This is a genomic window from Streptomyces sp. NPDC090088 (genome assembly GCF_044747345.1).
Lineage (GTDB): Bacteria > Actinomycetota > Actinomycetes > Streptomycetales > Streptomycetaceae > Streptomyces.
The window spans coordinates 21,737-44,212 of record NZ_JBIVDZ010000007.1 but is presented as its reverse complement, the minus strand read 5'-3'; the positions used below and the strand labels follow the sequence as shown (position 1 = coordinate 44,212).

Below are 22,476 nucleotides of genomic sequence, written 5' to 3'. Positions count from 1 at the left end.
GGCTGGCTCGTCAAGGGATCCGGCACGGGTATCCGCGCAGGCAGGCCGGGGAGCGGCCGGTTCCGGGACGGTGGCGCGCCCGCGGCCGCCTGTGTGACCTGGGCCGAAGACGGTCGACCTGGGCGGAGAGGGGGCGGCCGCCGTTCCACAACGGTTGTGTTTCGACGGGTCGTTGCCCGCGGCGGTGGGGGTCGGGGGCTTGCCCCGACCCCCACCTGGGGTCACCTCACCCTGCGGTCACCTCACCGGACGGGCGTCGCGGCCGGGGCCGGTGCCGGTGCGTAGCCGGTCGGGCGGGTGGTGAAGGTGCCGCGGCCCTGGGTGCGGCCGCGCAGCCGGGTCGCGTAGCCGAACAGTTCGGCGAGCGGCACGGTGGCCGTCAGGACCGCCGCCCCGGCCCGGGTCTCCGAGCCGGTGACCCGGCCGCGCCGGACGGCCAGGTCGCCGAGGACGCCGCCCACCGCGTCCTCGGGCACGGTGACCGTGACCTCGGCGACCGGCTCCAGGAGCACCATCGCGCAGGCCCGCAGGGCCTGCCTCAGGCCGAGCCGGCCCGCCGTGCGGAACGCCGTGTCGGAGGAGTCCTTCACATGCGTCGACCCGTCGGTGAGGGTGACCCGCAGCCCGGTCACCGGGTGCCCGCCGAGGGGGCCCTCGGCCAGCGCGTCCCGGCAGCCGGCCTCGACCGCGCGGACGTACTCCTGCGGCACCCGGCCGCCGGTGACCGTCGACCGGAACGCGAAGCCGCCCTCGGGCCCGAGGGGCTCGACGTCCAGGACGACCTGGGCGAACTGCCCGGCCCCGCCGGTCTGGTGGACGTGCCGGTACACCAGGCCGGTGACCCCGCGGGACACCGTCTCCCGGTGGGCCACGCGAGGCCGGCCGACGGTGACCTCGGGACCGCCGTCGCGGCGGATCTTCTCCACCGCGACCTCCAGGTGGAGTTCGCCCATCCCGGACAGCACGGTCTGCCCGGTCTCGGCGTCGGTGCGCACCACCAGGGAGGGGTCCTCCTCGGCGAGCCGGGCCAGCGCCTGGGCCAGCCGGCCGGTGTCGGTACGGCGGCGGGCCTCGACGGCGACCGAGACCACCGGTTCCGCGGTGCCGGGCGGTTCCAGCAGCAGCGGGGCGTCGGGGTCGCACAGGGTGGCGCCGGGCCGGGCCGACCTCAGGCCGACGACGGCGACGATGTCACCGGCCACCGCCCGGTCGAGGGGCTGGTGCCGGTCGGCCATGACGCGGAGGATGCGGGCGACGCGTTCGGTGCGGCGGGTGGCCGGGTCCATCACGGTGTCTCCCTTCTCGATCGTGCCGGAGTAGACGCGGACATGGGTGAGGCGTCCGGTGGCGGTCGCGGTCACCTTGAACGCGAGCGCCGCGAACGGCGCTTCGGGGTCGGCGGGCCGTTCCCGCCCGGCACCCTGGTGGGTGCCGCGGACCGCCGGGACGTCGAGCGGTGAGGGCAGATAGGCCACGACCGCGTCCAGGAGCGGTTCGACGCCCCGGTCGCGGTAGGCCGAGCCGCACAGGACGACGACGCCCTCGCCGCTCAGGGTGAGCTCGCGCAGGGCGGTGACCAGCGTGCCGGTCGACAGCCGGCCGGGAGGCGCGCAGAACTCCTCCAGCGCGGCCGGGTGCAGTTCGGCCACCGTCTCCTCCAGCGCGCGCCGCCGCCGGGCCGCCGTCTCCCGCAGTTCCTCGGGGACGGGCCCCTCCGTCGCCGTACCGCCGCCGTCCGCCCAGACCAGCGCGCGCATGCGGACGAGGTCGACCACGCCCGTGAAGCCGTCCTCGGTGCCGATGGGCAGCTGGACGACGAGCGGGGCCGGGTGCAGCCGGGCGCGGATCGACTCGACGGCCCGGTCCAGGTCGGCGCCCGCGCGGTCCAGCTTGTTGACGAAGGCGATCCTGGGGACGCCGTGCCGGTCGGCCTGCCGCCACACCGACTCGCTCTGCGGCTGCACGCCGGCGACCGCGTCGAAGACGGCGATCGCGCCGTCGAGGACGCGCAGCGAGCGCTCGACCTCGTCGGCGAAGTCGACATGGCCGGGGGTGTCGATGAGGTTGACGCGGTGGCCGTCCCAGGCGCAGCTGACGGCCGCGGCGAAGATGGTGATGCCGCGGTCGCGTTCCTGGGGATCGAAATCGGTGACGGTGGTGCCGTCGTGGACCTCGCCGCGTTTGTGGATGGTGCCGGTGGCGAAGAGGATGCGTTCGGTGACGGTGGTCTTTCCGGCGTCGACGTGGGCGAGGATGCCCAGATTGCGGACGACGGCAAGGGGGTTGACGGAGTTCGGGCGGAGTTCGGTGCGCATGGCCCGGTGCCTTTCGAATGCGGGGTCCCGGAATGACTCCCGGAAGGGGCAGCGCAATTTCCCGTGCGGCGAAGTCGCCGAGCCGTGACTGACGGCACGTCAAACATTAGGTATATGCCGGTGGTTGCTCAGATCGGTCGCGTGTCACGGAGTCCGGCGCCGGCCGCGCAGCGGGCACCGGGGGAACGAGGACACGAGGATCACCTCGTAGCGGGAACGGGGAGAGACGGCAGCGGTGCGGTCACGCATGGCCCTCTCCCTCTCATTCGTCGAACCCGTCACGGCAAAGCACGGCGGCCGCGTTCTGCGGCTACGGTGCGTGATACTCGGTGAGTGTAGGCAGGGGCGCGGAGCTGGGCACTTGGTTTTCGGCCGGGCGGGGCGGCCGAACTTCCCGGAGATACCGGTTCGTTCCCTTTTCGCCGCCCGTCGGGGAATGGGACGAGCCGTTGTCCCGACCTTTTCCGGTCATTCATCCGGCCGGCACCGATAACCCCATCGGCCCGGAAGGTTCATTCCGGACCGGCACGCCCGGGCGGAGCGGTTCGCCGGCCGAGACCGCCGCAACTCCAGCGATTGGCCGAAAAACAGGCTTTACGGTTCCCAGCGGGACATCCGTGCGCCCAACATCCGCACCGGCGCGGCAGGTCCGGGAAAGGACGCCCGGAACGCCCCGGATGCACATCTTCCCGGGGTGACGTGCGAAGCGGCCCTTCCGCTAACGGTCCGGTCGGAGTTGGTGTGGAACATGTGTGGATTTTCGGTGAAGCACTCCGCGTGGCTGAGAAATTGGGATCCCGCCCGGGGTTCCGGTGGGGCGCGCAAAGGGCAGGAAGCGGTTCCTCCCGGTGGCCGGTGAACGCTCTAGTACTTCACGAGCAGGCCTAATCTGATGCGCGAGCAGGTCGAATGGGCCCGGCAAGCGGACGGATTGGACAGGATTGGACACGCAAAAGACGCGGAGAGCGCCGTTCGCCGCGCTGCGCCGGGGCACCGCCATGCCGGTCGCCGCGCAGATCCTCATCGCGGGCACGCTGTTCTCCAGTCTCGGCGACACCCTCGCCTCCCTGGGGCTGGTGCTGCACGCGGCGGACCACGACATCCGCTTCGGGGTGACCGAGGTGATGCTGGCCCAGCTCGTCCCCACGGTGGTCGCGGCACCGCTGATCGGTTCGGTGGTGGACCGGTTCAGCGCCCGCGTGGTGTGCCTGTGGGCCCTGCTGCTCCAGGCGCTGTCCCTCGGCGCGGCCACCGCGTTCGGCGGGTTCCATGTGAAGGTGGCGCTGATCGCGCTGGCGGCGCTGGCCGGAGTGGCCTCGGTGGCCGCCGGGTTCAAGATGCTGCCCGTCGCCGCGGGCGAGAGCCACACCGGGCGGGCGAACAGCCTGCTCACGGCGGGCCTGTCGGTGGCCGGGCTGCTCGGGCCGCCGCTGGCCGGCTTCCTGAACTCGCAGTGGGGCACCGGTGTGCTGCTCGCCGCCGACGCGGTCTCCTTCCTCGTCCTCGCGGGCTGCACCATGCTGGCGGTGCCGAGCACCGTGGACGTGGCGATCGGCCGCCGTCCCACGACCCGGCTCGCGGACGGCTACCGGGCGCTCAGGGACGCGCCGGTCGTGGGCGCGCTGATGCCGGCGCTGGCGGCGGCGATGCTGGCCACCAGCATCGAGAGCGTCGCGGGCGTCTTCTATCTGCGGGGCGTCGCCGACGGCAACGACACCGTCTTCGGTCTCTTCCTGGCCACCTGGGCCCTGGGGTCCATCCCCGGCGCGCTGCTCGCGGGCCGCCCCGGCTGGGAGAACCGGCACACCCTGCTGATCATCGGCGGGGTCCTCGCCATCTCGCTGGGGCTGATCCTCGCCGGTCTGCTCCCGGTGGTCTGGGTGATCTTCCCGCTGTTCCTGCTGGCCGGTTTCGGCAACGGCGCCTGCAACGTCGGCCTGCGCAACGCGGTGCACGTGCACGTGCCGGCCGAGGTGCACGGCAGCGCCTGGGCCTGCTTCCAGGCGCTGTCGCGCACCTGCATCGGCCTCGGCTATCTGCTGGGCACCCCCAACAGCCTGGTCTCCAGCCGGGGCCAGGTGATCGTCTCGGGTGTCATCCCGCTGGTGGCCATGGCGTGGGCGGCCCTGGTCATCCTCCGGCGCGGCGAGCGCACCCTGACGGAACCCTCCGCCTGAGCGACCGACCGACTGGTCGGAAAGTAACGGGTCCCGTGGCACGGCCTCACACCCGGGTGCCCGCGAGATGGCCGAGGAGTTCCGCGTTCACCTCGTCGGGCCGCTCCAGATAGCCGAAGTGGCCGCAGCCGGAGATCTCGGTGTACCGGCAGCCGGGGATGGCGTCGGCGAGTTCGCGGGTGAGGCGGGGGCGGACCACCACGTCGTCGGCGAATGCGACGGCCAGACAGGGCCGGGTGATACGGCGGTAGGCGGCCAGCCGGTTCGGGATCAGCTCCAGGCCCAGCTGGGCGCGGACGGCGGCCGGATCGGGAAGGGTGAGCTCGAACAGGCTCAGCCAGTCGGTGAGCCGAGCGTCGTCGTCGAGGGTGCGGGGCGAGAGGTTCTGCAGGGCGTGTCGGTGGGCCGCGACCGCGGGCGGGATCCGGACCCCGCTGTCGGCGAGCGCTAGGTCGGCCGCTGAGGCGGCGGCGATCAGCGCGTCCGTGCGGCCGCCGCTCGCCAGCAGGACGGCCCGGTCGACGAGTTCGGGCCGGGCCAGGACGACCTCCTGCACGATGATCGCGCCCAGCGAGTGCCCGACCAGCCGGCACGGCGCCGCGCCGAGGTGCTCGATCAGCGCGGCGACGTCGGCGGCCAGGTCGGCGAGGGTGAAGGAGCCGGGCGGCTCCGGGCCGAGCCCCCGGTTGTCGAGGGTGACGACCCGCAGGCCGGCCCGGCGCAGCGCCGGCACCTGGTGGGCACGCCACACCCGGCCGGGGGCGCCGGTGCCGGCGACCAGCACCACGGCCGGGGCACCGGCGGCGCCGTACTCCTCGTAGGCGAGGTCCCTGCCGTCGATCCGTGCGTACGGCACCCGTCACCCGCTTCCCGCCGCGAAGCGGCCGACCTTGCCGATGACGTCCTCGCCGTAGATCCGCAGGGCCTGCTGGAGGGCGAACTCGGCCATGTAGGCGCGGAACGCGTCCTCGGGTTCGTCGGCGAGGTTGAGCATCCGGCGGTTGGCGAGCACGGCCTCGCCGTCGAGCCGGTCCAGTCCGCGTTCGACGGCGGCGTCCATCTCCTCGGGCTCGGCGACCTCGTCGACCAGCAGCCGGGCCGCCGGCTCCGCCGCCCTGATCCGGCGGCCGCCGAGGATGACCTGCCGGGCGAGCCGGGGCCCGGTGAAGCGGCCGAGGCGGAAGTTGCCGGCGCCGGGGACGATGCCCTCCTTGGCGGCGGGCAGGCTGAGGTACGCGTCCGAGGCGGCGACCACGTGGTCGAAGACGAACAGCATCTGCATGCCGCCGCCGATGGCGAAGCCGTCGACCGCGGCCAGCCACGGCTTGTCGGCGTACCGGGTGTGCCAGGTCGCGGCATCGCCGAGGGACAGGCCGCGGGCGAGTTTGCGGAGGTAGCCGAGTTCGCGGCGGAGCAGGAAGCCGACCAGCGGGATACCGCCGGAGCTGAGGCTCTTGAGGTTGATGCCCGCGCTGAAGATCCGCCGGCCCCGGTAGCGGGGGTGGGTCATCTCGCCGCCGCGCACCAGGCCGACCCGGACGCCGGGGTCGAGCAGGGCGAGGTCTACGGCGGTCTCCATGTCGTCGACCTGCTGCTCGTCCTCGGCGTTGAGCCGGTCGCCGCGGCAGAGCGTCAGCCGGGCGACGCCGTCCCGGCGTTCGAGCCGTACGGACTCCGTCTCCAGCACCCCCGTGCGCCGGAACTCCGGCAGCAGCGCGATCGCGCGGGCGGTGGGCCGGAGCATCGCGTCGAGCAGGTGCGGGCCCGCGACCGGCGAACGCAGCACGGCCCGCAGCAGGATGCCCTGGTCGATCTCGTGCCCCTCCTTGTCGGCCTGCGGCCGGGCCCGCTCCTCCGCGATCCGCTCCGCACCGGGCACCAGACCGGGAAAGGCGACGGCCGCCGCCTCGACCAGCTCGTCGAGGCGGAGCCACCGGGTACGGCCGTCGGTCAGCCGGTCGTAGACGGCATCGGCGTGCCCGTCGAGAAACCGCGACCGCGCGGCCCTCGCCGCCTCCTTCACCGCCTCGGCGGCCTCACGCGCGGCAACCCCCCGATCCGCCGGCCGCCCCAGCCCGGCCAGCACCCGGTCGACCTCGGCCGACGCCACCACGACCTCCCGCCAGCCGGCCGGCTCCACCCCGGCGACGGCCGCCACGGCGGGCGCCCGGTCCTGGAGATCCGGCTGCCCGGTGGCCCCCACGAGAGGCCCCCGGCCCAAAACGTCCGGTCCCCCGGAGGGGTTCCGTGGGGTGGTGGTCATGCCGGCTCCGCGGTGGGGAGGCGGCGCAGGGCGCGGTCGCAGGCGGCGAGGTGGGAGCCGAGGGCGTCTTCGAAGGGGGTGGTGGCGGCGTCGAGGAGGAGTTGGCGGCGGACGGCGAGTTCGGTGCCGCCGTGGCCGGCGTGGCGGAGGAGCAGGTCGGCAAGGGCGGTGTCCGGGTCGTCCGTGAGGTCGTCGGCGAGGCCGAGGGCGATGGCCTGCTCGGCGTCGATCGGGTCGCCGAAGAGGACGGCGCGGCGGGCGCGGCCGGCGCCGAGGAGGCGGACCAGGCGGAAGACGGCCATGCCGGGCCAGGTGGCCTCGCCGTCGGAGGGCAGTACCAGCCGGGTGCCGGGCGCGGCCAGGCGCAGGTCGGCGGTGAGGAAGGCGTCGAGGGCGGTGCCGCCGGTGTCCCCGGCGGCGACGGCGACGGTCACCGCGGGGAGCCGCTCGAAGCGGCGCAGGGTCCGTTCCCACTTGGTGACCAGGGCGGTGTCGAGACCGTCCGTCCAGTCCGGGTCGGGCGCGCCGGTGACCCGCAGCACGGCGACGGCGGCGCCGCCGTCCTCCACCCGGTCGCAGAGCGCGGCGAGTTCCTTCACGGCCACCGCCGTCGGCGGCCTGCGGCCGTCCACGGTCAGGGCCAGCGTTTCGTCCACAGTCACGTCCACGTCTCCCACGTCTCCCGTGCCTCCCGTCACCACTGCACCAGTACCGTCTCGAGGGTGGATCCCGGCCCCATCGTCATCAGCACGCCGTAGTCGCCGGGTTCGGCGGCCTTCTCGTCGAGCAGCCGCTCGTAGGAGAAGAGGAACGAACCGCTGGACACATTGCCGTAGTCCCGCAGCACGCCGACCGTGTGGCGCAGGTCGTGCCGGGTGAGGCCGAGGTTGACGACGACCGAGTCGATGACCTTCTTGCCGCCGGAGTGCACCAGCCAGTGCCGGATGTCGCTGCGGCGCAGCCCGGTCCCGGCGAGCAGCCGGTCGACGACGATCTCGGCGTGCGCGCCGACCACGTACGGCACCTGCGGGTCGAGGTAGAAGCTGAACCGGCCCAGCTCGCGGTCCCAGTCGTAGCGCATCGCGCCGACCGCCTCGGGGATGATGCAACTGGCGAACTTGAGGAGGGTGGGGCCGTCTTCGGCGCCCGCCGTCTCGTCCGGGCCGGAGAGCAGCGCGATCGCGCCGGCGCCGTCACCGAAGAGGCTGTTGACGACCGCGGTGCGCATGGAGGAGTCCATGGCGTAGGCGGCGGAGCAGGCCTCCGTGCACAGCAGCACGGCCAGCTCTCCGGGGTGCGCGGCCGACCAGCCGGACACCAGGTTCAGGGCGTTGAGGCCGGCGTTGCAGCCCATGCCGACGATGTCGCTGCGCGAGCAGTGCCGGTCGATGCCGAGTTCGCGGATGAGCAGCGCGCTGATGCCGGGGGTGAGGAAGCCGGTGGAGGTGACGCAGCACAGGTGGCGCAGGTCGGACAGGTCGGCGCCGGCCCGCTTGAGGCAGGCACGGAGCGCCTCGGCGCCCATCTCGACGGCCGCCCGCTTGTGTTTGTCGAGGAGGTCGCCCTGGCTCTCGGGGCTGCGCACGCCGTCCGGGCCGGGCTCGGGCAGCTGGAGGTGGCGCCGGTCGATGGCGCTGTTGCGGAAGACCGAGGTGATCTTCGGGTCGCTGATCGCGAAGGCGTCGAGGACGTCCTGCTGGGAGTAGGAGGCCGGGGGCACCGCGGTGCCGACGCCGGTGATGCGCGGCCGGTGCGCCGCGGTGACGACGCCGTCGCCTGCCTCGAGCGTGATGGTCATCGGAAGGTCCACCCCCACATACGGGACTTGCTGCGCGGTATTTGACGTGATCGCGGAGTCGTGCCGAAATCGCGCACGGATTCCACCTTTCGGAAAAGTTCTGGAACGTTCGGGAGCGCTCGGGAGCGCTCGGGAAATTCAGCGCGGCCGGCTGTGCACGGGCTCGGGAACGAGGTCCCGGTCCGCTGCCGTCTCTGCCTCGATGAAATCGACGAGGCGCGCCGTGCCTTCCTCGATCTCGGTCTTCGTCAGATAGCTGGTGGAGAGCCTCAGCGCCTGCTCTCCGCCACCGTCCGGATAGAAGTAGCTGAGGGGTGTCCAGAGGACCCCGAATTTCTCCGCGGAACGGGCGAGTGCCGCGTTGTCGGCCCGGAAAGGGACCTGGACGGAGAGGAAGAAACCACCGGCGGGCCGGTTCCAGCGGACGCCCAGCTCGTCGCGGCGCGCGGCCGGCAGCCTGGCGTCGAGGCAGTGCAGGGTGGTCCGCATGGCGTCGCCGTAGTAGGCGGCGGGCTCGGCGTTGAGCGTGGAGATCCGGCCGTCCGCCGCGAGCAGGGCGCCGGCCACCACGGCCTGGCTCAGCGAGGAGGTGTTGACCGTCACCATGCTCTTGATCCGGGTGAGTTCGTCGGCGAGCAGGCCGGTGTACCCGTCCTCGCCGACGACCTGCTGGTCGGCGACGGCGAAGCCGACGCGGGCCCCGGGGAAGACGGTCTTGGAGTAGGAACCGAGGTGCACGACGGTACGGGACCGGTCGAGCGACTTGAGGGTGGGCAGCGGGGTGCCGGGGCTGACCCGGCGGTAGGGGCTGTCCTCGACGATCAGCAGGCCGTGCCGTTCGGCGGCGGCCAGCAGCCGGTCGCGGGTGTCCCGGTCCACCGTGTTGCCCGAGGGGTTGGAGTGGTCGGGGATGACATAGAGGGCGCGGGGCCGCCGGCCGGCCGCCCGTTCCCGCGCGACGACCGTCTCCAACTCCGCGAGGGAGAAGCCGTTCTCGTCCTCGTCGACCGGGACGACGGTGACGCCGAGCAGCCGGGCGGCGCCGGTGATGCCCGAGTAGCAGGGGCTGGCCACCAGGACGACGTCCTCGGGTCCGGCGACGAGGGCGCGCAGCACCAGCAGCATGGCCTCCTGGGCGCCGACGGTGACGACCACCGACTCCGGCGGTACGTCGATGCCCTCGTCGGCGCGGAGCGAGTCGGCGATGATCCCGCGGATCTGCCCGGCGGTGGGACCGTACTGGTAGAGCGCGGTGCGCACCTCCGCGGGGGTGCGGCCGAGGGCGGCCAGGTGGTCGAGATAGCCGCGGAGATGGTCGAAGACCTGCTCGATGTCGAAGAAACCGTCGTAGGGCCGGCCCGGCGCGAACGAGATGGCGTCGGGATAGCGGTGGGTGATCTCGTTCAGGAACGTCATGGTGTCCAGGACGGGATCACGGACGCTGGCGTGCAGGTCGTCCCTGCTCAGCACACGGCCGTCGGACGGGGTGTTCGGGAATGCGGTGGCGGACACGGAAACGCATCTCCCCCGGTGAGAATCGACGGCGTCCATGGCCCTGGAATCATCAGGTGGGTCGCGCCGTTTTCCCGGTCAGCATCACATGATTCCGGCCGCCCCAACAACGTGTCCAAGAGGCGGGAAGGCCGGTTGGACGGGTTCCGGAAGGCATGTCGAAGAGGCCGCCGGGCATGGTCCGGAGATTTACGGGGGAAGGCCTTCGGACGTCAGACGCGGCTTTCTTCGACCATGTGCAGAACTTCCCCGGAGAAATGCGCGAGAGGTTCCGGAAGATCCGCCCGGCGGCGCACCTTGAGTTTCCGGTACACCTTGGTGAGATGTTGCTCCACCGTGCTCACGGTGATGTTGAGCAGGTCGGCGATCTCCCGGTTGGTGCGGCCGGCCGCGGCGAGCGCGCCCACCCGCCGTTCCGATTCGGTGAGTTCGGGGAGCGGTGCGGGGCGGGCGGCCGTGGCGGCCGGGCGCGGCGCGCGGCCCAGCCGTACGGCGCCGCGCTGCCGCCAGTCCACGAAGCCCGGGCCGTGCAGCCCCCAGCGGACCGCGAGTTCCCGGCAGCGTTCGTAGTGCCGCAGCGCTTCGGAGGTACGGCCGCGGGCGGCCTCGAACCGGCCGAGCGCGTAGCGGTAGGGCAGCGCGAACGGGGTGCCGGACATCGCGCCGGGGACGGGCACGGCGAGGGCGGCGCGGGCGGCGGCGGTGTCGCCTGCCTCGGTGGCCGCGAGCAGCGCGGTGGCGAGGGGCGCGCCGATCGCGATGCCCCAGGCCTCGGCGGTGAGCGTGAACAGCCCGGCGCGGGCGAGGCGTCCGGCTTCGTCGGCCTGGCCGCGGCGGAGCGCGGTGGAGGCGGCGACGGTCTGCAACAGGGCCCGCCGGACGGGGACATGGCGGTGGCCGGGCTCGGCGAGCAGGTGTTCGGGCCAGCGGTCGGCGCCGGTCAGCCGGCCGTCCTCCAACAGACAGGCCAGGAGCAGCAGGGTGGCGGGGAGCGGGCCGTCGACACGGGTGCCGCGCAGTGTCCCCTGGGCCGTCCGGTCGGCGGCGCCGTCCCCACCGCCCCCGCCGTCCCCTGCGCCGCCGCCCTGCCCGATGTCGCCGGCCGGTCCGGTGGCGCGGGCGAGCAGGGCGCTCGGGATCGGGGTGGCGCGGGTCCGGGTGTGCGCGTCGGGGTCGGGGCGGACCAGCCGGAGCCAGTCGTCCAGGACGGCGAGTTCCGCGCGGGCGCCCAGGGCGTGGTCGGCGACCGTACGCAGAACCGCCTCGGCCTGGGTGAACTGCCCGTTCCACAGCAGCTGTTCGACGACCGCGCGGGCCTCCTTGGCGGTCACCCGGCCGGTGCGCGCGGCGCGGACGAGCGGGGGCAGCCGACGGGCGGCCGCGGCGGGGTCGACGAGCCACTCGGCCTCGGCCAGGGCGGCGGCCGTCTCGTCCTCGCAGGGGGTACCGGCGGTCAACTCGGCGGCTCGGCGCAGGTAGTCGACGGCGGGCCCGGCGTCGCCCGCGGCCAGCGCCTCGTGTCCGGCCGCCCGCAGCACGTCGGCCTGCCAGCGGGAGCGTGCGGTGCCACGGGCGGCGAGCAGCTGTTCGGCGACGGCCCGGGCGGGCACCCCGTCCCGGTGCAGGAGTTCGGCGGCGCGGGCGCGGAGGGCGGCCAGTTCGTCGGCGCGGAGGTCCTCAAGGACGGCCGACCGGGCGGCCTCGGTACGGAATCCGGTGCCGTCCGCGAGCAGCCCGGCCTCGCACAGGTCGTCGGCGGTGCGCCGGACGCCCGCTGTGTCCTCGTCGAGGAGGGCGGCGATCAGGGCGGGACCGGTGCGGGCGGGACCGGTGACGGGGCCGGTGAGTACGGCGGTGGCGCGGGCGACCGCGAGGGCCGCGGGGCCGGCGCGGTGCAGGCAGCGCAGATAGGCGTGACGGAAGGCCGGGCCGGGGACCGGGCGGGTCGGCAGGGTGCCGGCGTGGTCGTCCCGGGTGGCGTCGGCGAGGGCGTCGACCAGCAGCGGGTTGCCGCCGGTCGCCAGGTGCCAGACGGTCGCGTCCACCCGGCTGACCGGGCCGGCGGCGGGCGCCGCGCCGGTCCGGGCGTGCCGCGCGTCGTCGGCGAGGGCCTCGACCAGCAGCGGGTTGCCGCCGGTCGCCAGGTGCCAGGCGGCGGCGTCCACGCGGTCCGCCGCGCGGGCGCCCAGCCGGTCCGCCAGCCGGCGCCGCACTCCCGTGGCGGACAGCGGCGCGAGCCGGATCCGGTGGCTGTAGGGCAGGTAGAGGGTCTCGGCGTGCGAGGAGACCAGCGCCCGCTCGTGGCCGACGCACTCGGTGAGTACGACGAGCACGGCGGACGCGTCGATCCTGCGCATCAGATAGCGGAGGCAGGCGAGCGACTCCTCGTCGGCGACATGCACGTCGTCGACGAGGAGCAGGACCGGTGCCCGCTCGGCGAGGCCGGTGACGGCCTGTGCGACGCGCCTCAGCAGCGCGCGGGAGGCGTAGCCGCCGGCGGCCGCGGCCGCGGCGATCACGGCGCAGTTGTCGGCGGCCCGGACATCGACGGACCGGGCCGCCGCCCGCAGTGCGGTCATCAACTGTTCGATCAGGCCGAGCCGGTCGTGCCGTTCGGCCGGCGACGCCGTCGCCGACGCGCACAGCGCGCCCTGTCCGGCGGCCCACTCGGCGAGCGAGCGCAGCAGCGCGGTCTTGCCACAGCCGACGGGTCCGTCGGCGAGGACGACCGCGCCGCTGCCCGCGGCACACGCCCGGTAGAGCTGGTGGAGCTGTTGGACTTCCCCGTTCCGTTCCTGGAGGTTGTGCGGCACCTGGCCCCCCGACTCACTGTTCCCCCGACAGCTTGCTTCCAGGGTAGTCGCTCGTCGTTCGGTCCTGCGGTCGTTGCCGCGACGGGTATGTCCGTTCTGCCGCTACGACGGTCAGCCGACCGACGCCGTCACGTCCTGCCGGACGCGGGTCGCGAAGTCCGCCCACATGTCGGCGAGTTGGACGGCGAGGTCGGCGACGATGCCGCTGCAGTGCGGCGGGACGTTGCCGATGATCGCGTCCCACTCCTCCTCGCGGACGGCGTGGATCGCGAGCAGCCGCAGCAGGCTGCGGCCGGTCTCGGAGAAGCGCAGCGCCGGGTCGGCGGTCAGCCGCTTCACCAGGACGACCCGGTCGGGTCCGACGTCCACGCGGGTCCGGGTGGCGGGACGGGCCAGCCGCAGGGCGGTGGGTTCGCCCGGCGGCACCGGGACGGGCCCGGAGCCGGTCCCGGCGGCGGCGTCGGATCCGCCGCCGGCCTCCGTGGTGATGTCGTGGACCGGCTCGGCCTCGTGGTCGCGCCGGCGGGACCGGGGCAGCGGATCCTCCCCGTTGCGCAGGCGGTTGCGCACGTCCCGTGCGGTCTCCGGGGAGATCCCGGCCGCGCGGGCGACCTGACGCAGCGACAACTCCGGGTTCTCGGAGAGCAGTTCACCGGCGCGCAGGCGGCCGACGGCGCCGTCCAGCGGGCGCATCCGGCCGTCCTGGCCGAGCCTGCGCTCGTCCGGGGCGGTGGCACCGGGGCCCAGCCGGCGGCGGATCTCGCCGACGGTTCCGGGGGCGATGCCGGTCACGGTGGCCACTCTGCGGTCGGACCAGTGGGGGTGGGAGACGATGATCCGTTCCGCGGCGCGCTGCCGGTCGGCGAGCGCGAGTGGCAGCCCGTGGGTGACGTTCAGTTGGACCGCGAGGACGAACGCGGCCGATTCGTCGCCGTCGAAGAAGCGGGCGGCGATGGTGGTGTCCCCGCGCAGCCGGGCCGCGCGCAGCCGGTGAAAGCCGTCGATGACCCGCATCGTGGGACGGTGGACGATGATCGGAGGCAGCGCGTCGGGCGCCGCCGCGAGTATCTCGATGTGCTCTTTTCGTTCGCCTGCCAACCGTGGAGATCCGGCCAGGCATAAAGCGTCGATTTCCACTTGGACTACGGACTGTTGCTCGATGAATCCCCCGTGCTCCACCCCGACTCCTTCCGCCCCCCGCCGTCAGGACGGGCGGCTGTTTTCGCTCCTGGAAGAAGAATCTCCTTCCGAACCCTCCGTCCCGCGGGTATTTCTGCCGCCAATGCCGGGCCACGCTGATATCTTTCTTATTTCGACACCTAGCGCCATAAACACACCCGCCGTAGACAACACCGAACGTAACAGTCCCCCTGGGCGTTCGAAACCCCTGTCATCGACGGCGACCGGGCCGGCGTAGGGGTTCCAGGGAACGAACAGCGGTGCCCGCGACGCCGTGGGACGTCGCGGGCACCGCTTCCAGGGGACGGGTTCAGCGCGGTCGGGGGCCTCCCGGGCGGCCGGGACCGCCGGGACCTCCCGGTCCCCCCGGCCCGCCCGGCCCTCCTGGTCCGCCCGGCCCCTCGGGCCCGCCGGGACCGAAGACAACCGGTCGGGGACCCGGTCCGGCCATCCCCGGGCCGGCCATCCCCGGGCCGGCCATCCCCGGACCGCCGGGTCCGGGACCGAAGCCGACCTGCCGGGGGCCGAAGCCCACCGGTTCGGGGACCCGCTGCTCCAGCAGTTCCTCCGCGTCGTCCTCGGTCTCGGCGGCGAGGGCGCGGCCGGCGAACTGGGTGCGGTGGAGTTCGGCGTAGAGCCCGCCGAGTGCCAGCAGTTCGTCGTGGGTGCCGCGCTCCACGATGCGCCCCTGGTCCAGGACGATGATCTGGTCGGCGTCCCGGATGGTCGACAGCCGGTGCGCGATCACCAGCGAGGTCCGGCCGGCGAGCGCGGTCTTGAGGGCCTGCTGGAGGGCGGCCTCGGACTCGGAGTCGAGATGCGCGGTCGCCTCGTCGAGCACGACCACCGGCGGGGCCTTGAGCAGCAGCCGGGCCATGGCGATGCGCTGCTTCTCGCCGCCGGAGAGCCGGTAGCCGCGGTCGCCCACCATGGTGTCCAGGCCGTCGGGCAGCGAGGCGACGAGCCGCCAGATCTGTGCGGCCCGGCAGGCCGCGACCAGTTCCTCCTCGGTGGCGTCCGGGCGGGCGTAGAGCAGGTTCTCCCGGATGGTGGTGTGCAGCAGGTGCCCGTCCTGGGTGACCATCCCGACCGTGTCGCCCAGCGACTCCAGCGTCAGGTCGCGCACGTCCCGGCCGTCGATGAGGACGGTCCCCTCCTCCGGGTCGTACAGCCGCGGCACCAGGTGGGTGATGGTGGTCTTGCCGGCCCCGGACGGGCCGACCAGCGCGGTGAGCTTGCCGGCCGGGACGGTGAAGCTGAGGTCGCGCAGCGCCCAACTGTCGCCGTCGCGCTCGGCCGCCGGCGTGGCGAAGTCCTCCAGAGAGGCCAACGAGACGTCGGCGGGCCTCGGATGACGGAACGACACCCCTCGGAACTCGACGCCGGGGGCCGTGTCGCGGGTCGCGGCGGGCGGCAGCGCCACCGCGTCGGGTTTCTCGGTGACCAGCGGCTTGAGATCGAGGATCTCGAAGAGCCGGTCGAAGCTGACGAGCGCCGTCATCGCGTCGGCCTGGGCGTTCGACAGCTGGCCCACCGGAGCCATCAGCCGGGTGAGCAGCGTGGTGAGGGCCACCAGGGTGCCGATCCGGAAGGCGCCGTGCACGGAGAGCACTCCGCCGACGCCGTAGACCACGGCGGTGGCGACCGAACCGATGAACATGGTCGACAGGAAGAGCATCTTCATGGAGACCGAGTTGCGGACGCCGATGTCACGGCCGCGGGCGGCGAGCCGCGCATAGCGGGCGGTCTCCCGGTCCGGGCGGCTGTAGAGCTTGGCGAGGAGCGCGCCGGCGACGTTGAACCGCTCGTGCATGAGCGAGCCCATCTCGGCGTTGACCTGCATGTGCCGGCGGGCCAGGCCCTGTAGACGGCGGCCGATGAGGCGACCGGGAAGGATGAAGAACGGGACCAGCACCAGGGAGATCAGGGTGATCGTCCAGGACAGGTAGAACATCGTGGCCAGCACGAACACGACGGTCAGTCCGGAGGACACCACGGTGGAGAGCATCTGGGTGACCGCCTGCTGGGCACCGATGACGTCGGTGTTCAGCCGGCTCACCAGGGCACCGGTCTGCGCCCGGGTGAAGAAGGCGAGCGACTGCCGCTGCACATGGTCGAAGACCTTCACGCGCAGGTCGTAGACCAGGCCCTCGCTGACCTGGGCGGAGAACCAGGTCTCCCCGAACCCGACCAGCGCGGCCAGGACGGAGACCGCGGCGACCGCGACCGCGAGCCAGACCACGGTCGCGGTGTCCCGGGCCATGATGCCGTCGTCGATCAGGTACTTGAGCAGCAGGGGCGGGGCCACCGCGCAGAGGGCGTTCAGCGTGGTGCAGACCACGAGAAAGCCGATGGAGCGGCGGTGCCCGCGGGTGTACGGGATGATCCTTTTCGTCGTTCCGGGCTTCGCCCGCTGTCTGTCGTTCGAGGAATCCGGCCCGTCGGATCGGACCATGACCGGTCCGGGCCCGCCCATCATGGCCACAGGTACTCCCTGGGTCGCGTCGCCGCGGTCTGGCCGGCCATCAGTGGGCCGCCTCGGTCTTCCTCATCGCGTCGATGAGGCTCTGCGGACGGAGATCCGTCCAGTTCTCCTCCACATAGGCGAGGCATTCCTTGCGCGTGGCCTCCCCGAAAGCGAGCCGCCAGCCATTCGGAATCTCTGCGAATGCAGGCCACAACGAGTGTTGATTCTCCCTGTTCACGAGCACCAGAAAGGTCCCGTTTTCGTCGTCGAACGGGTTCGCCATAATCGCTCCCACGGATCATATTCCTCGGTGGATGAGAAAACCCTAGCCGTCACTCATGGGACGAACAAGGCTCACCAATTCGAGGAACAATCCGAGGAGCAATTCCTGGATATAGGTATTGTTTATTCGGGGACGAGTGCAGTCGGGTCACCAGTGTCACGTGCCGGACGCCGACGCGACAGGGGCGTCCAACCGACCGACCCGAGCACTTGGACAACGGACCGGGGTGCGACGCCCCCTCCGCACGGGGGTGGACGGCGAGGGCGCCGCGGTCTGGATTGTCAACTGTCAAGGCACGGCCGCCGCCGGCTAGTTGGTCGCGAGGGCCTCCGTCGGGGGCAGCCGGGCCGCACGGACCGCGGGGTAGAAGCCGGCCAGTCCGCCGATGGCGAGGGTCGCGGCCAGGCCGCCGGCCATCGCCCACAGCGGCACCAGGGCGGCCCACCCCTGATAGGCGGCATAGCCGTCGGTCACGCCGATGCCCAGCAGCACGCCGCCCAGACCGCCGAGCCCGGACAGCAGCAGCGCCTCGGCGAGGAACTGGATCCTGACCTGGCCCCGGGTGGCGCCCAGCGAGCGGCGCAGCCCGATCTCCGAGCGCCGCTCCAGCACCGAGATGACCATGGTGTTGGCCACCCCGACGCCACCGACCAGCAGCGCGACCCCGCCCAGGCCCAGCAGCAGCCCGCTCAGCGTCTTGTCCGTCGCGTTCTTGGCGGCCAGCGCGTCGGAGGGACGGGAGACGTTGACCTCGTTGGGGTCCTCCGGGGACACCGTGGCGCCCAGGACGCCGTGCACCTTCTCAACGTCGGCGTCCTTCGCCCGGGTGTAGATCGTCGTCGGATAGCCGTCGAAGGACAGCTCCTTCTCCGCCACCGGCCAGCCCACGAAGGCCTGTGTGTCAAGGACCGGCAGCAGCTCGTTGTGCGCCAGCAGGCCCACCACGGTGAACCAGTGGTTGCCGAGCCACACCTGCACGTCGGGGCCGGCCCGGTGGATCCCGAGGCTGCGTGCCGTTTCCGAGCCCAGCACCACGGCCGGATAGCGGCTGCTGGCGCCGTTGAGCCAGCGGCCGTCCACGATCTGCCCGCCGATGGACCGCAGCAGGTCGGTCCGCGCCGCGCTGACCGAGAGGCCGCCGGACTCCACCGACGGAATGCGGTCGTTGCGGTAGAGCTTCGCGTCCGTGGTCCCCGTGGCGGAGGCCGAGACCACCTCAGGTCGGCTCCCGACCATGGCGACGGCGTCCTCGGACAGATGGGCGTTCGCGCCGGTCATGGTGGTGCCCGGGGAGACCGTGAGCAGATTGGTGCCGAGCGCGGCCAGCTGCTTGTTCAGGTCGTTCGTCGACGAGGTGGAGATGCCCACCACGCCGATCATCGCGGCGATGCCGATCGCGATGCCCAGGGCGGACAGGAAGACCCGCATGGGCCGCGAGCGCAGGCCCCAGCCGCCCACCCGGGCCACGTCGGACAGGCTCAGCCGGGCCGCCCGGGGCCGCGGCGGCGGGGGCAGCTCGGCCCAGGGCCGCTCCCGGCCGGCCGGCGGCGACTGCGTCGTGCTCATCGCTCCACCCCCGTGTACGCCAGGGCCCTGGGCCCCGGTGCCCCCGAATCGTGCTCGATACGGCCGTCCCGGACCCTGACCTCGCGCGGCAGGGACGCCGAGATGTCCCGGTCGTGGGTGATGACGACCACCGTCGTCCCGGCCTCGTGCAGCTCGTGGAGCAGCTCCATCACCACCGTCCCGGAGCGGGAGTCCAGTGCGCCGGTCGGCTCGTCGGCCAGCAGCAGCGGCGGATCGCCGACCACCGCGCGGGCGATCGCCACCCGCTGCTTCTCACCGCCGGACAGCTGCTGCGGCTCGTGCAGGAGCCGGTGCCCCAGGCCCACCCTGCGCAGCGCCGCCTCGGCGAGCCGACGCCGCTCACGGCGGGGCCGTCCGCCGTACAGCAGGCCGTCCGCCACGCTGTCGAGGGCGGGGACTCCGGCGGCGAGGTGGAACTGCTGGAAGACGAAGCCGATGGTGCCGGCCCGCAGCGCCGACAGCTCGCGGTCGTTGAGGGAGTCCACGGCGTGGCCGGCGATCGCCACCGTCCCCGACGAGGGGCGGTCCAGCGTGCCCATGATGTTGAGCATGGTGGACTTGCCCGAGCCCGACGGGCCGACGACCGCGAGCATCTCGCCGCGGTGGACCACCAGGTCCGTCTCGACCAGGGCGGCCACGTCGCCGTACGACTTGCTGACTCCGGCCAGCTCGATCACCGGGTGGGCTGCGACGGTCACTTCGGGACCCCCACGACCGTGCCCGCGGTGATACCGGTGCCGGAGATCTCCACCATGCCGTTGCCGAACGTCCCGAGCTTCACATCGCGGTACTCCGTCTTCGCCCCGGTCACCACCTCGACCGCGTAGCCGCCGCCGGGCAGCGCGAACAGGGCGCTGATCGGCACGGCCAGCACGTTGGCGCGGGTCTCGGACGCGAACTCGACACTGACGGAGGCGGCCTGGTAGGCGCCGATCTTCGCGGCGTCCTTGACCTTCAGCTCCACCGGGACGGTGGCGTTGGAGGATCCCGAGCCCGAGGAACCCCCCGAACCTCCGGCGGGCGAGGAGCCCGAGGAATCGTTCGACGACGTCGGTGTGCCGATGTCCGTCACCAGGGCGGTCACCGTGGTGTTGTCCGGCAGCGTGACGGTCGCGGCCCCGCCCATCTTCGCCAGGTCCGCGTACTGCACGGGCAGGTCGACGGAGATCACCCGATCGGTTCCTGTCCAAGTGAGCACGTCCCCGGCGAGGGTGTCGCCGACGGCGAGCTCCGCCTTGGCGACCCGCCGCGCGCCGGAGGCCACCAACGCGTCACCGACCCCCACCTCCCCGGTCTGCGAACGGCCGAGCTTGTCCTGCCACTTCTCCACGGCGGCGGCCGTGCCGGAGTCGTAGGTGTCGTCCACCGTGAAGCCCCGGTAGCCGAGCGCCCGGAGGTTCTTCTCCAGCATCCTGACGTCGCTGCCGCTGCTGCCCGGCTTCAGCGTCCGGTACAGCGGCACCGAGCCGTACAGCAGCGGCACCGACTGCTGGTCGGCCTTGTAGACCGGCTGTCCGCGGGTGATGGTGTCGCCGTCCGAGGGCATCCAGGTGACGATCCCGGAGCCGGCCCCGCCACCGCCCTGCGCCGACCCGCCGGACTGCGCCGAGCCGGACGACCCGGGGGCCTGGACCGCCGCGGTGTCGCCGTACCCGAGCTGCCCGTCCACGGTCTGGGAGCTGGTCAGCGTCGTCCGTTTCACCTGCACCGTGGCGGGCGGCCCGGAGGGCGCCGTCGCCCCGGTCTTGTCGTCCCCGCCGCCGAACACGCCCGAGGCGGCGCCGGCCGCGGCCACGGCGACCACCACCGCACACGCGACGATCAGTGCGATGCGCATCCCGCGGCGCCGCGGGCGACCGCCCTCGGGCGGCGGCTGCTCCACGGCACCGCCGTTCCCGTCGAAGGAGGAGGCGAGGGCCGCGGCCCTCGGCTCCAGTTCCCCGCCCGGGACGTCCGCCGCGCTCTCGGGGGCAGCCGTCTCCACGGTCCCCTCCTCGCGAGCGGTCACTGCCCCCCTCCTGTGACCATCAGGCTGCCGCCGGGCCGGATGCTGTAGCAAGCGGCCGTGGCCTTGGCGAAGTTGGGGTCGTTCTGCCCGGAGATACCGGCCGCGTCGGCGTCGATGATGATCGTGCTGCCGTCGACCTTGGGGTCCTGGAAGTTGGGCATACCGTTCTTGCGGATGCACTTCGCCCACGCAGCGACCTTCGTCGCGTCGAAGGACCGGCTGTTGGCGGCGGCGCCGGTGTCGCCCTGCACCAGCTTGGACTGGCAGGCCGACTGGGCCGACTTGAAGGTCGGCGAGTTCTGGTCGACGTCCGCGGGGACCGTCAACTGCACCCGGCCCTGGCTGTCCTCCTTCGGGTCGGGGTAATTCGAGACGCCGTTGTCGCGCATGCACTGCGAATAGGCGACGGCCGAATTGGAGGAGCCGCTCGACGAATTCGACGAGCCCTGGCTGTCGTCGGACGCGTCGGTAGATTTCGAGTCCGACGAACAGCCGACGAGCATTGTTCCGGCCGTCAGCACGGAAAGGACCGCCAGGACCGGCCCGGCCATACGCTTCTGAAATGTGTTCGGCATACCACCAGTTCTACGGGGCACCCGGTCACACCGAGGTTGCAACGGGCGCCCCACGCGACCGTTCAGTCAGCCCGGTCCCCGGCGGCACTCTCCCGCGCGTCGGACGCCACCAGCGTGATGGCGCCGGCGGGGCAGCGGGACGCGGCCGCGCGCAGCGCCGGCAGCGCCTCCGGTGCCGCCTCGCGGACGCGCGGCAGCGCCAGGCCGTCCTCCTCGGACTGGTCGAAGTACCTGGGCTCGAACAGGGCGCACACCCCCGAGCCCGCGCAGCTGTCGCGGTCGACCCGGATCTCGACGCGCGCCGCGCCCCCGTCCGCGCCGGTCACCGGCGTCACCAGGCGACCGGAAGCGTCTCGACGCCGAACTGCGGTGCCAGCAGCCGGAAGCGCAGCTCCTCCACCCCGGCGCCGAGGCGCAGGCCGGGGAACCGCTCCAGCAGCCCGGTGAAGGCGATCCGCATCTGCACGCGTGCCAGCCCGGCACCCAGGCAGAAGTGGTTGCCGTGGCCCAGGGCCAGGTGGTTGGCGGACTCCTCCCGCGCGATGTCCAGGCCGTCCGCGAGGCCGTCGCCGTGCGGGCAGCGGTTCGCGGCGAGCACCGAACACGACACCACCTCGCCGGCCTTGATCACCTCGCCGGCGATCGCCACGTCGACCAGCGCCGTGCGCGGCGAGACGACCGCCACCACCGAGACGTAGCGCAGGAGTTCCTCCACGGCCCGGTCCATCAGCTCGGGCCGTTCCCGCAACAGGGCCAGCTGCTCGGGATGGAGCAGCAGGGCCAGGGTGCCCAGGGCGATGGCCTCCGCGGTGTTCTCGATCGAGCCGTTGGCGATGCCCTCGCAGAGTCCGGCCAGCTCCTCGTCCGTCACCCTGTCCCCGTGCTCCCGGATCAGCGTCCCGACCAGACCCTCGCCCGGATGACGGCGCTGCTCCGCGACCAGTTGCTCGAAGTGCCTGAAGTACGCCGTCGCCGCCGGCTTCCGGCGGGCGCTGTGCCCGGCGGCCCGGTAGTCGCTCAGCCGGGACAGCTCGGGCAGGTCGTCGCGGGGCAGGCCGAGTATCTCGGCGAGGACCAGGCCGGACACGGGCCGGGCGAAGTGCCGCATCAGGTCGGCCGGTTGTCCCGCCCGCTCCAGCAAGTCCAGGTGATCCGCGACGATCCGCTCCATCATCGGCTCCAGCCGCCGCATCTGCCGCACCGTGAACATGGGCGCCACCAGCCGCCGCAACCGGCTGTGCTCCGGCGGGTCGATGTGCAGCAGGCTGCCCTCGTGCTGATCGAGTTTGCGGCCGCCGGGCTCCGGGGGCGGCACGTTGGAGAACCGCTCGGAATCACCGAGGATCTGCCGCACCACCTCACGGCCGGTCGCGATCCAGCCGGGCATTCCCCCGGGCGCCTTGGAGAGCGGCGCCCGCGCACTGATCTCCAGGAGTTCCGGCACCGGGTCCAGCAGGCTCCGGCGCTTGTCGACCTGTAGCTCGAACGACTGCGTCATG

General features: G+C 72.9%; 17 protein-coding genes. 1 reads left to right on the top strand and 16 read right to left on the bottom strand.

The window, feature by feature from the left end; genetic code table 11:
• Positions 1 to 242 precede the first annotated feature (242 nt).
• Positions 243 to 2,315: an elongation factor G gene (fusA, locus tag ACIPSJ_RS31215; protein WP_401351016.1), complete on the bottom strand. Its 2,073-nt coding sequence runs from the start codon at positions 2,313 to 2,315 to the stop codon at positions 243 to 245.
• Positions 2,316 to 3,256: 941 nt separating this feature from the next.
• Between fusA and ACIPSJ_RS31210 the strand changes: the two genes are divergently transcribed.
• Positions 3,257 to 4,492 carry an MFS transporter gene (locus ACIPSJ_RS31210; protein WP_359214081.1) on the top strand — a complete coding sequence of 412 codons (1,236 nt, stop codon included), beginning with the start codon at positions 3,257 to 3,259 and terminating at the stop codon, positions 4,490 to 4,492.
• 46 nt (positions 4,493 to 4,538) lie between these two features.
• Here the strand turns inward: ACIPSJ_RS31210 and ACIPSJ_RS31205 are convergent, their stop codons facing one another.
• The 15 genes from ACIPSJ_RS31205 to ACIPSJ_RS31135 all read right to left on the bottom strand — a co-directional run bounded on the left by ACIPSJ_RS31205 (position 4,539) and on the right by ACIPSJ_RS31135 (position 22,475).
• Complete coding sequence (locus ACIPSJ_RS31205) at positions 4,539 to 5,348, bottom strand: alpha/beta fold hydrolase (RefSeq protein WP_401351014.1); 810 nt, start codon at positions 5,346 to 5,348, stop codon at positions 4,539 to 4,541.
• A gap of 3 nt (positions 5,349 to 5,351) precedes the next feature.
• Positions 5,352 to 6,755, bottom strand: a complete 1,404-nt coding sequence (gene dpgC, locus ACIPSJ_RS31200) for a (3,5-dihydroxyphenyl)acetyl-CoA 1,2-dioxygenase DpgC (RefSeq protein WP_401351012.1) — start codon at positions 6,753 to 6,755, stop codon at positions 5,352 to 5,354.
• The gene (dpgB, locus tag ACIPSJ_RS31195; protein WP_401351010.1) at positions 6,752 to 7,417 is read right to left on the bottom strand and encodes an enoyl-CoA-hydratase DpgB; all 666 of its coding nucleotides are present in this window, start codon (positions 7,415 to 7,417) and stop codon (positions 6,752 to 6,754) included. Before dpgB ends, dpgC begins: the two co-directional genes overlap by 4 nt.
• Positions 7,418 to 7,449: 32 nt before the next feature.
• Positions 7,450 to 8,553: a 3,5-dihydroxyphenylacetyl-CoA synthase DpgA gene (dpgA, locus tag ACIPSJ_RS31190; protein ID WP_359214093.1), complete on the bottom strand. Its 1,104-nt coding sequence runs from the start codon at positions 8,551 to 8,553 to the stop codon at positions 7,450 to 7,452.
• Between the two features lie 138 nt (positions 8,554 to 8,691).
• Complete coding sequence (locus ACIPSJ_RS31185; RefSeq protein ID WP_401351543.1) at positions 8,692 to 9,969, bottom strand: PLP-dependent aminotransferase family protein; 1,278 nt, start codon at positions 9,967 to 9,969, stop codon at positions 8,692 to 8,694.
• A gap of 308 nt (positions 9,970 to 10,277) precedes the next feature.
• Complete coding sequence (locus ACIPSJ_RS31180) at positions 10,278 to 12,878, bottom strand: AAA family ATPase (RefSeq protein ID WP_401351008.1); 2,601 nt, start codon at positions 12,876 to 12,878, stop codon at positions 10,278 to 10,280.
• A 111-nt stretch (positions 12,879 to 12,989) separates the two neighbouring features.
• The gene (locus tag ACIPSJ_RS31175; protein ID WP_401351006.1) at positions 12,990 to 13,976 is read right to left on the bottom strand and encodes a ParB N-terminal domain-containing protein; all 987 of its coding nucleotides are present in this window, start codon (positions 13,974 to 13,976) and stop codon (positions 12,990 to 12,992) included.
• A gap of 391 nt (positions 13,977 to 14,367) precedes the next feature.
• Positions 14,368 to 16,512, bottom strand: coding sequence for an ABC transporter ATP-binding protein (locus tag ACIPSJ_RS31170; protein WP_401351005.1), 2,145 nt, complete (start codon positions 16,510 to 16,512; stop codon positions 14,368 to 14,370).
• Positions 16,513 to 16,582: 70 nt separating this feature from the next.
• On the bottom strand, positions 16,583 to 16,807 hold the full coding sequence (locus tag ACIPSJ_RS31165; protein ID WP_033280615.1) for an MbtH family protein: 225 nt from the start codon (positions 16,805 to 16,807) through the stop codon (positions 16,583 to 16,585).
• Positions 16,808 to 17,116: 309 nt separating this feature from the next.
• Positions 17,117 to 18,373, bottom strand: coding sequence for an ABC transporter permease (locus tag ACIPSJ_RS31160; protein WP_401351003.1), 1,257 nt, complete (start codon positions 18,371 to 18,373; stop codon positions 17,117 to 17,119).
• Positions 18,370 to 19,092 carry an ABC transporter ATP-binding protein gene (locus ACIPSJ_RS31155; RefSeq protein WP_352179377.1) on the bottom strand — a complete coding sequence of 241 codons (723 nt, stop codon included), beginning with the start codon at positions 19,090 to 19,092 and terminating at the stop codon, positions 18,370 to 18,372. The genes ACIPSJ_RS31160 and ACIPSJ_RS31155 overlap by 4 nt, the downstream gene beginning before the upstream one ends.
• Entirely contained in the window at positions 19,089 to 20,402 is a 1,314-nt protein-coding gene (locus ACIPSJ_RS31150; protein ID WP_401351001.1) for a peptidoglycan-binding protein, read from the bottom strand. Before ACIPSJ_RS31150 ends, ACIPSJ_RS31155 begins: the two co-directional genes overlap by 4 nt.
• Positions 20,399 to 20,977, bottom strand: coding sequence for a hypothetical protein (locus tag ACIPSJ_RS31145; RefSeq protein ID WP_355728541.1), 579 nt, complete (start codon positions 20,975 to 20,977; stop codon positions 20,399 to 20,401). The genes ACIPSJ_RS31150 and ACIPSJ_RS31145 overlap by 4 nt, the downstream gene beginning before the upstream one ends.
• 62 nt (positions 20,978 to 21,039) lie before the next feature.
• The gene (locus tag ACIPSJ_RS31140; RefSeq protein WP_390981332.1) at positions 21,040 to 21,312 is read right to left on the bottom strand and encodes a ferredoxin; all 273 of its coding nucleotides are present in this window, start codon (positions 21,310 to 21,312) and stop codon (positions 21,040 to 21,042) included.
• Complete coding sequence (locus ACIPSJ_RS31135; protein ID WP_359227055.1) at positions 21,309 to 22,475, bottom strand: cytochrome P450; 1,167 nt, start codon at positions 22,473 to 22,475, stop codon at positions 21,309 to 21,311. The genes ACIPSJ_RS31140 and ACIPSJ_RS31135 overlap by 4 nt, the downstream gene beginning before the upstream one ends.
• Position 22,476 lies beyond the last annotated feature (1 nt).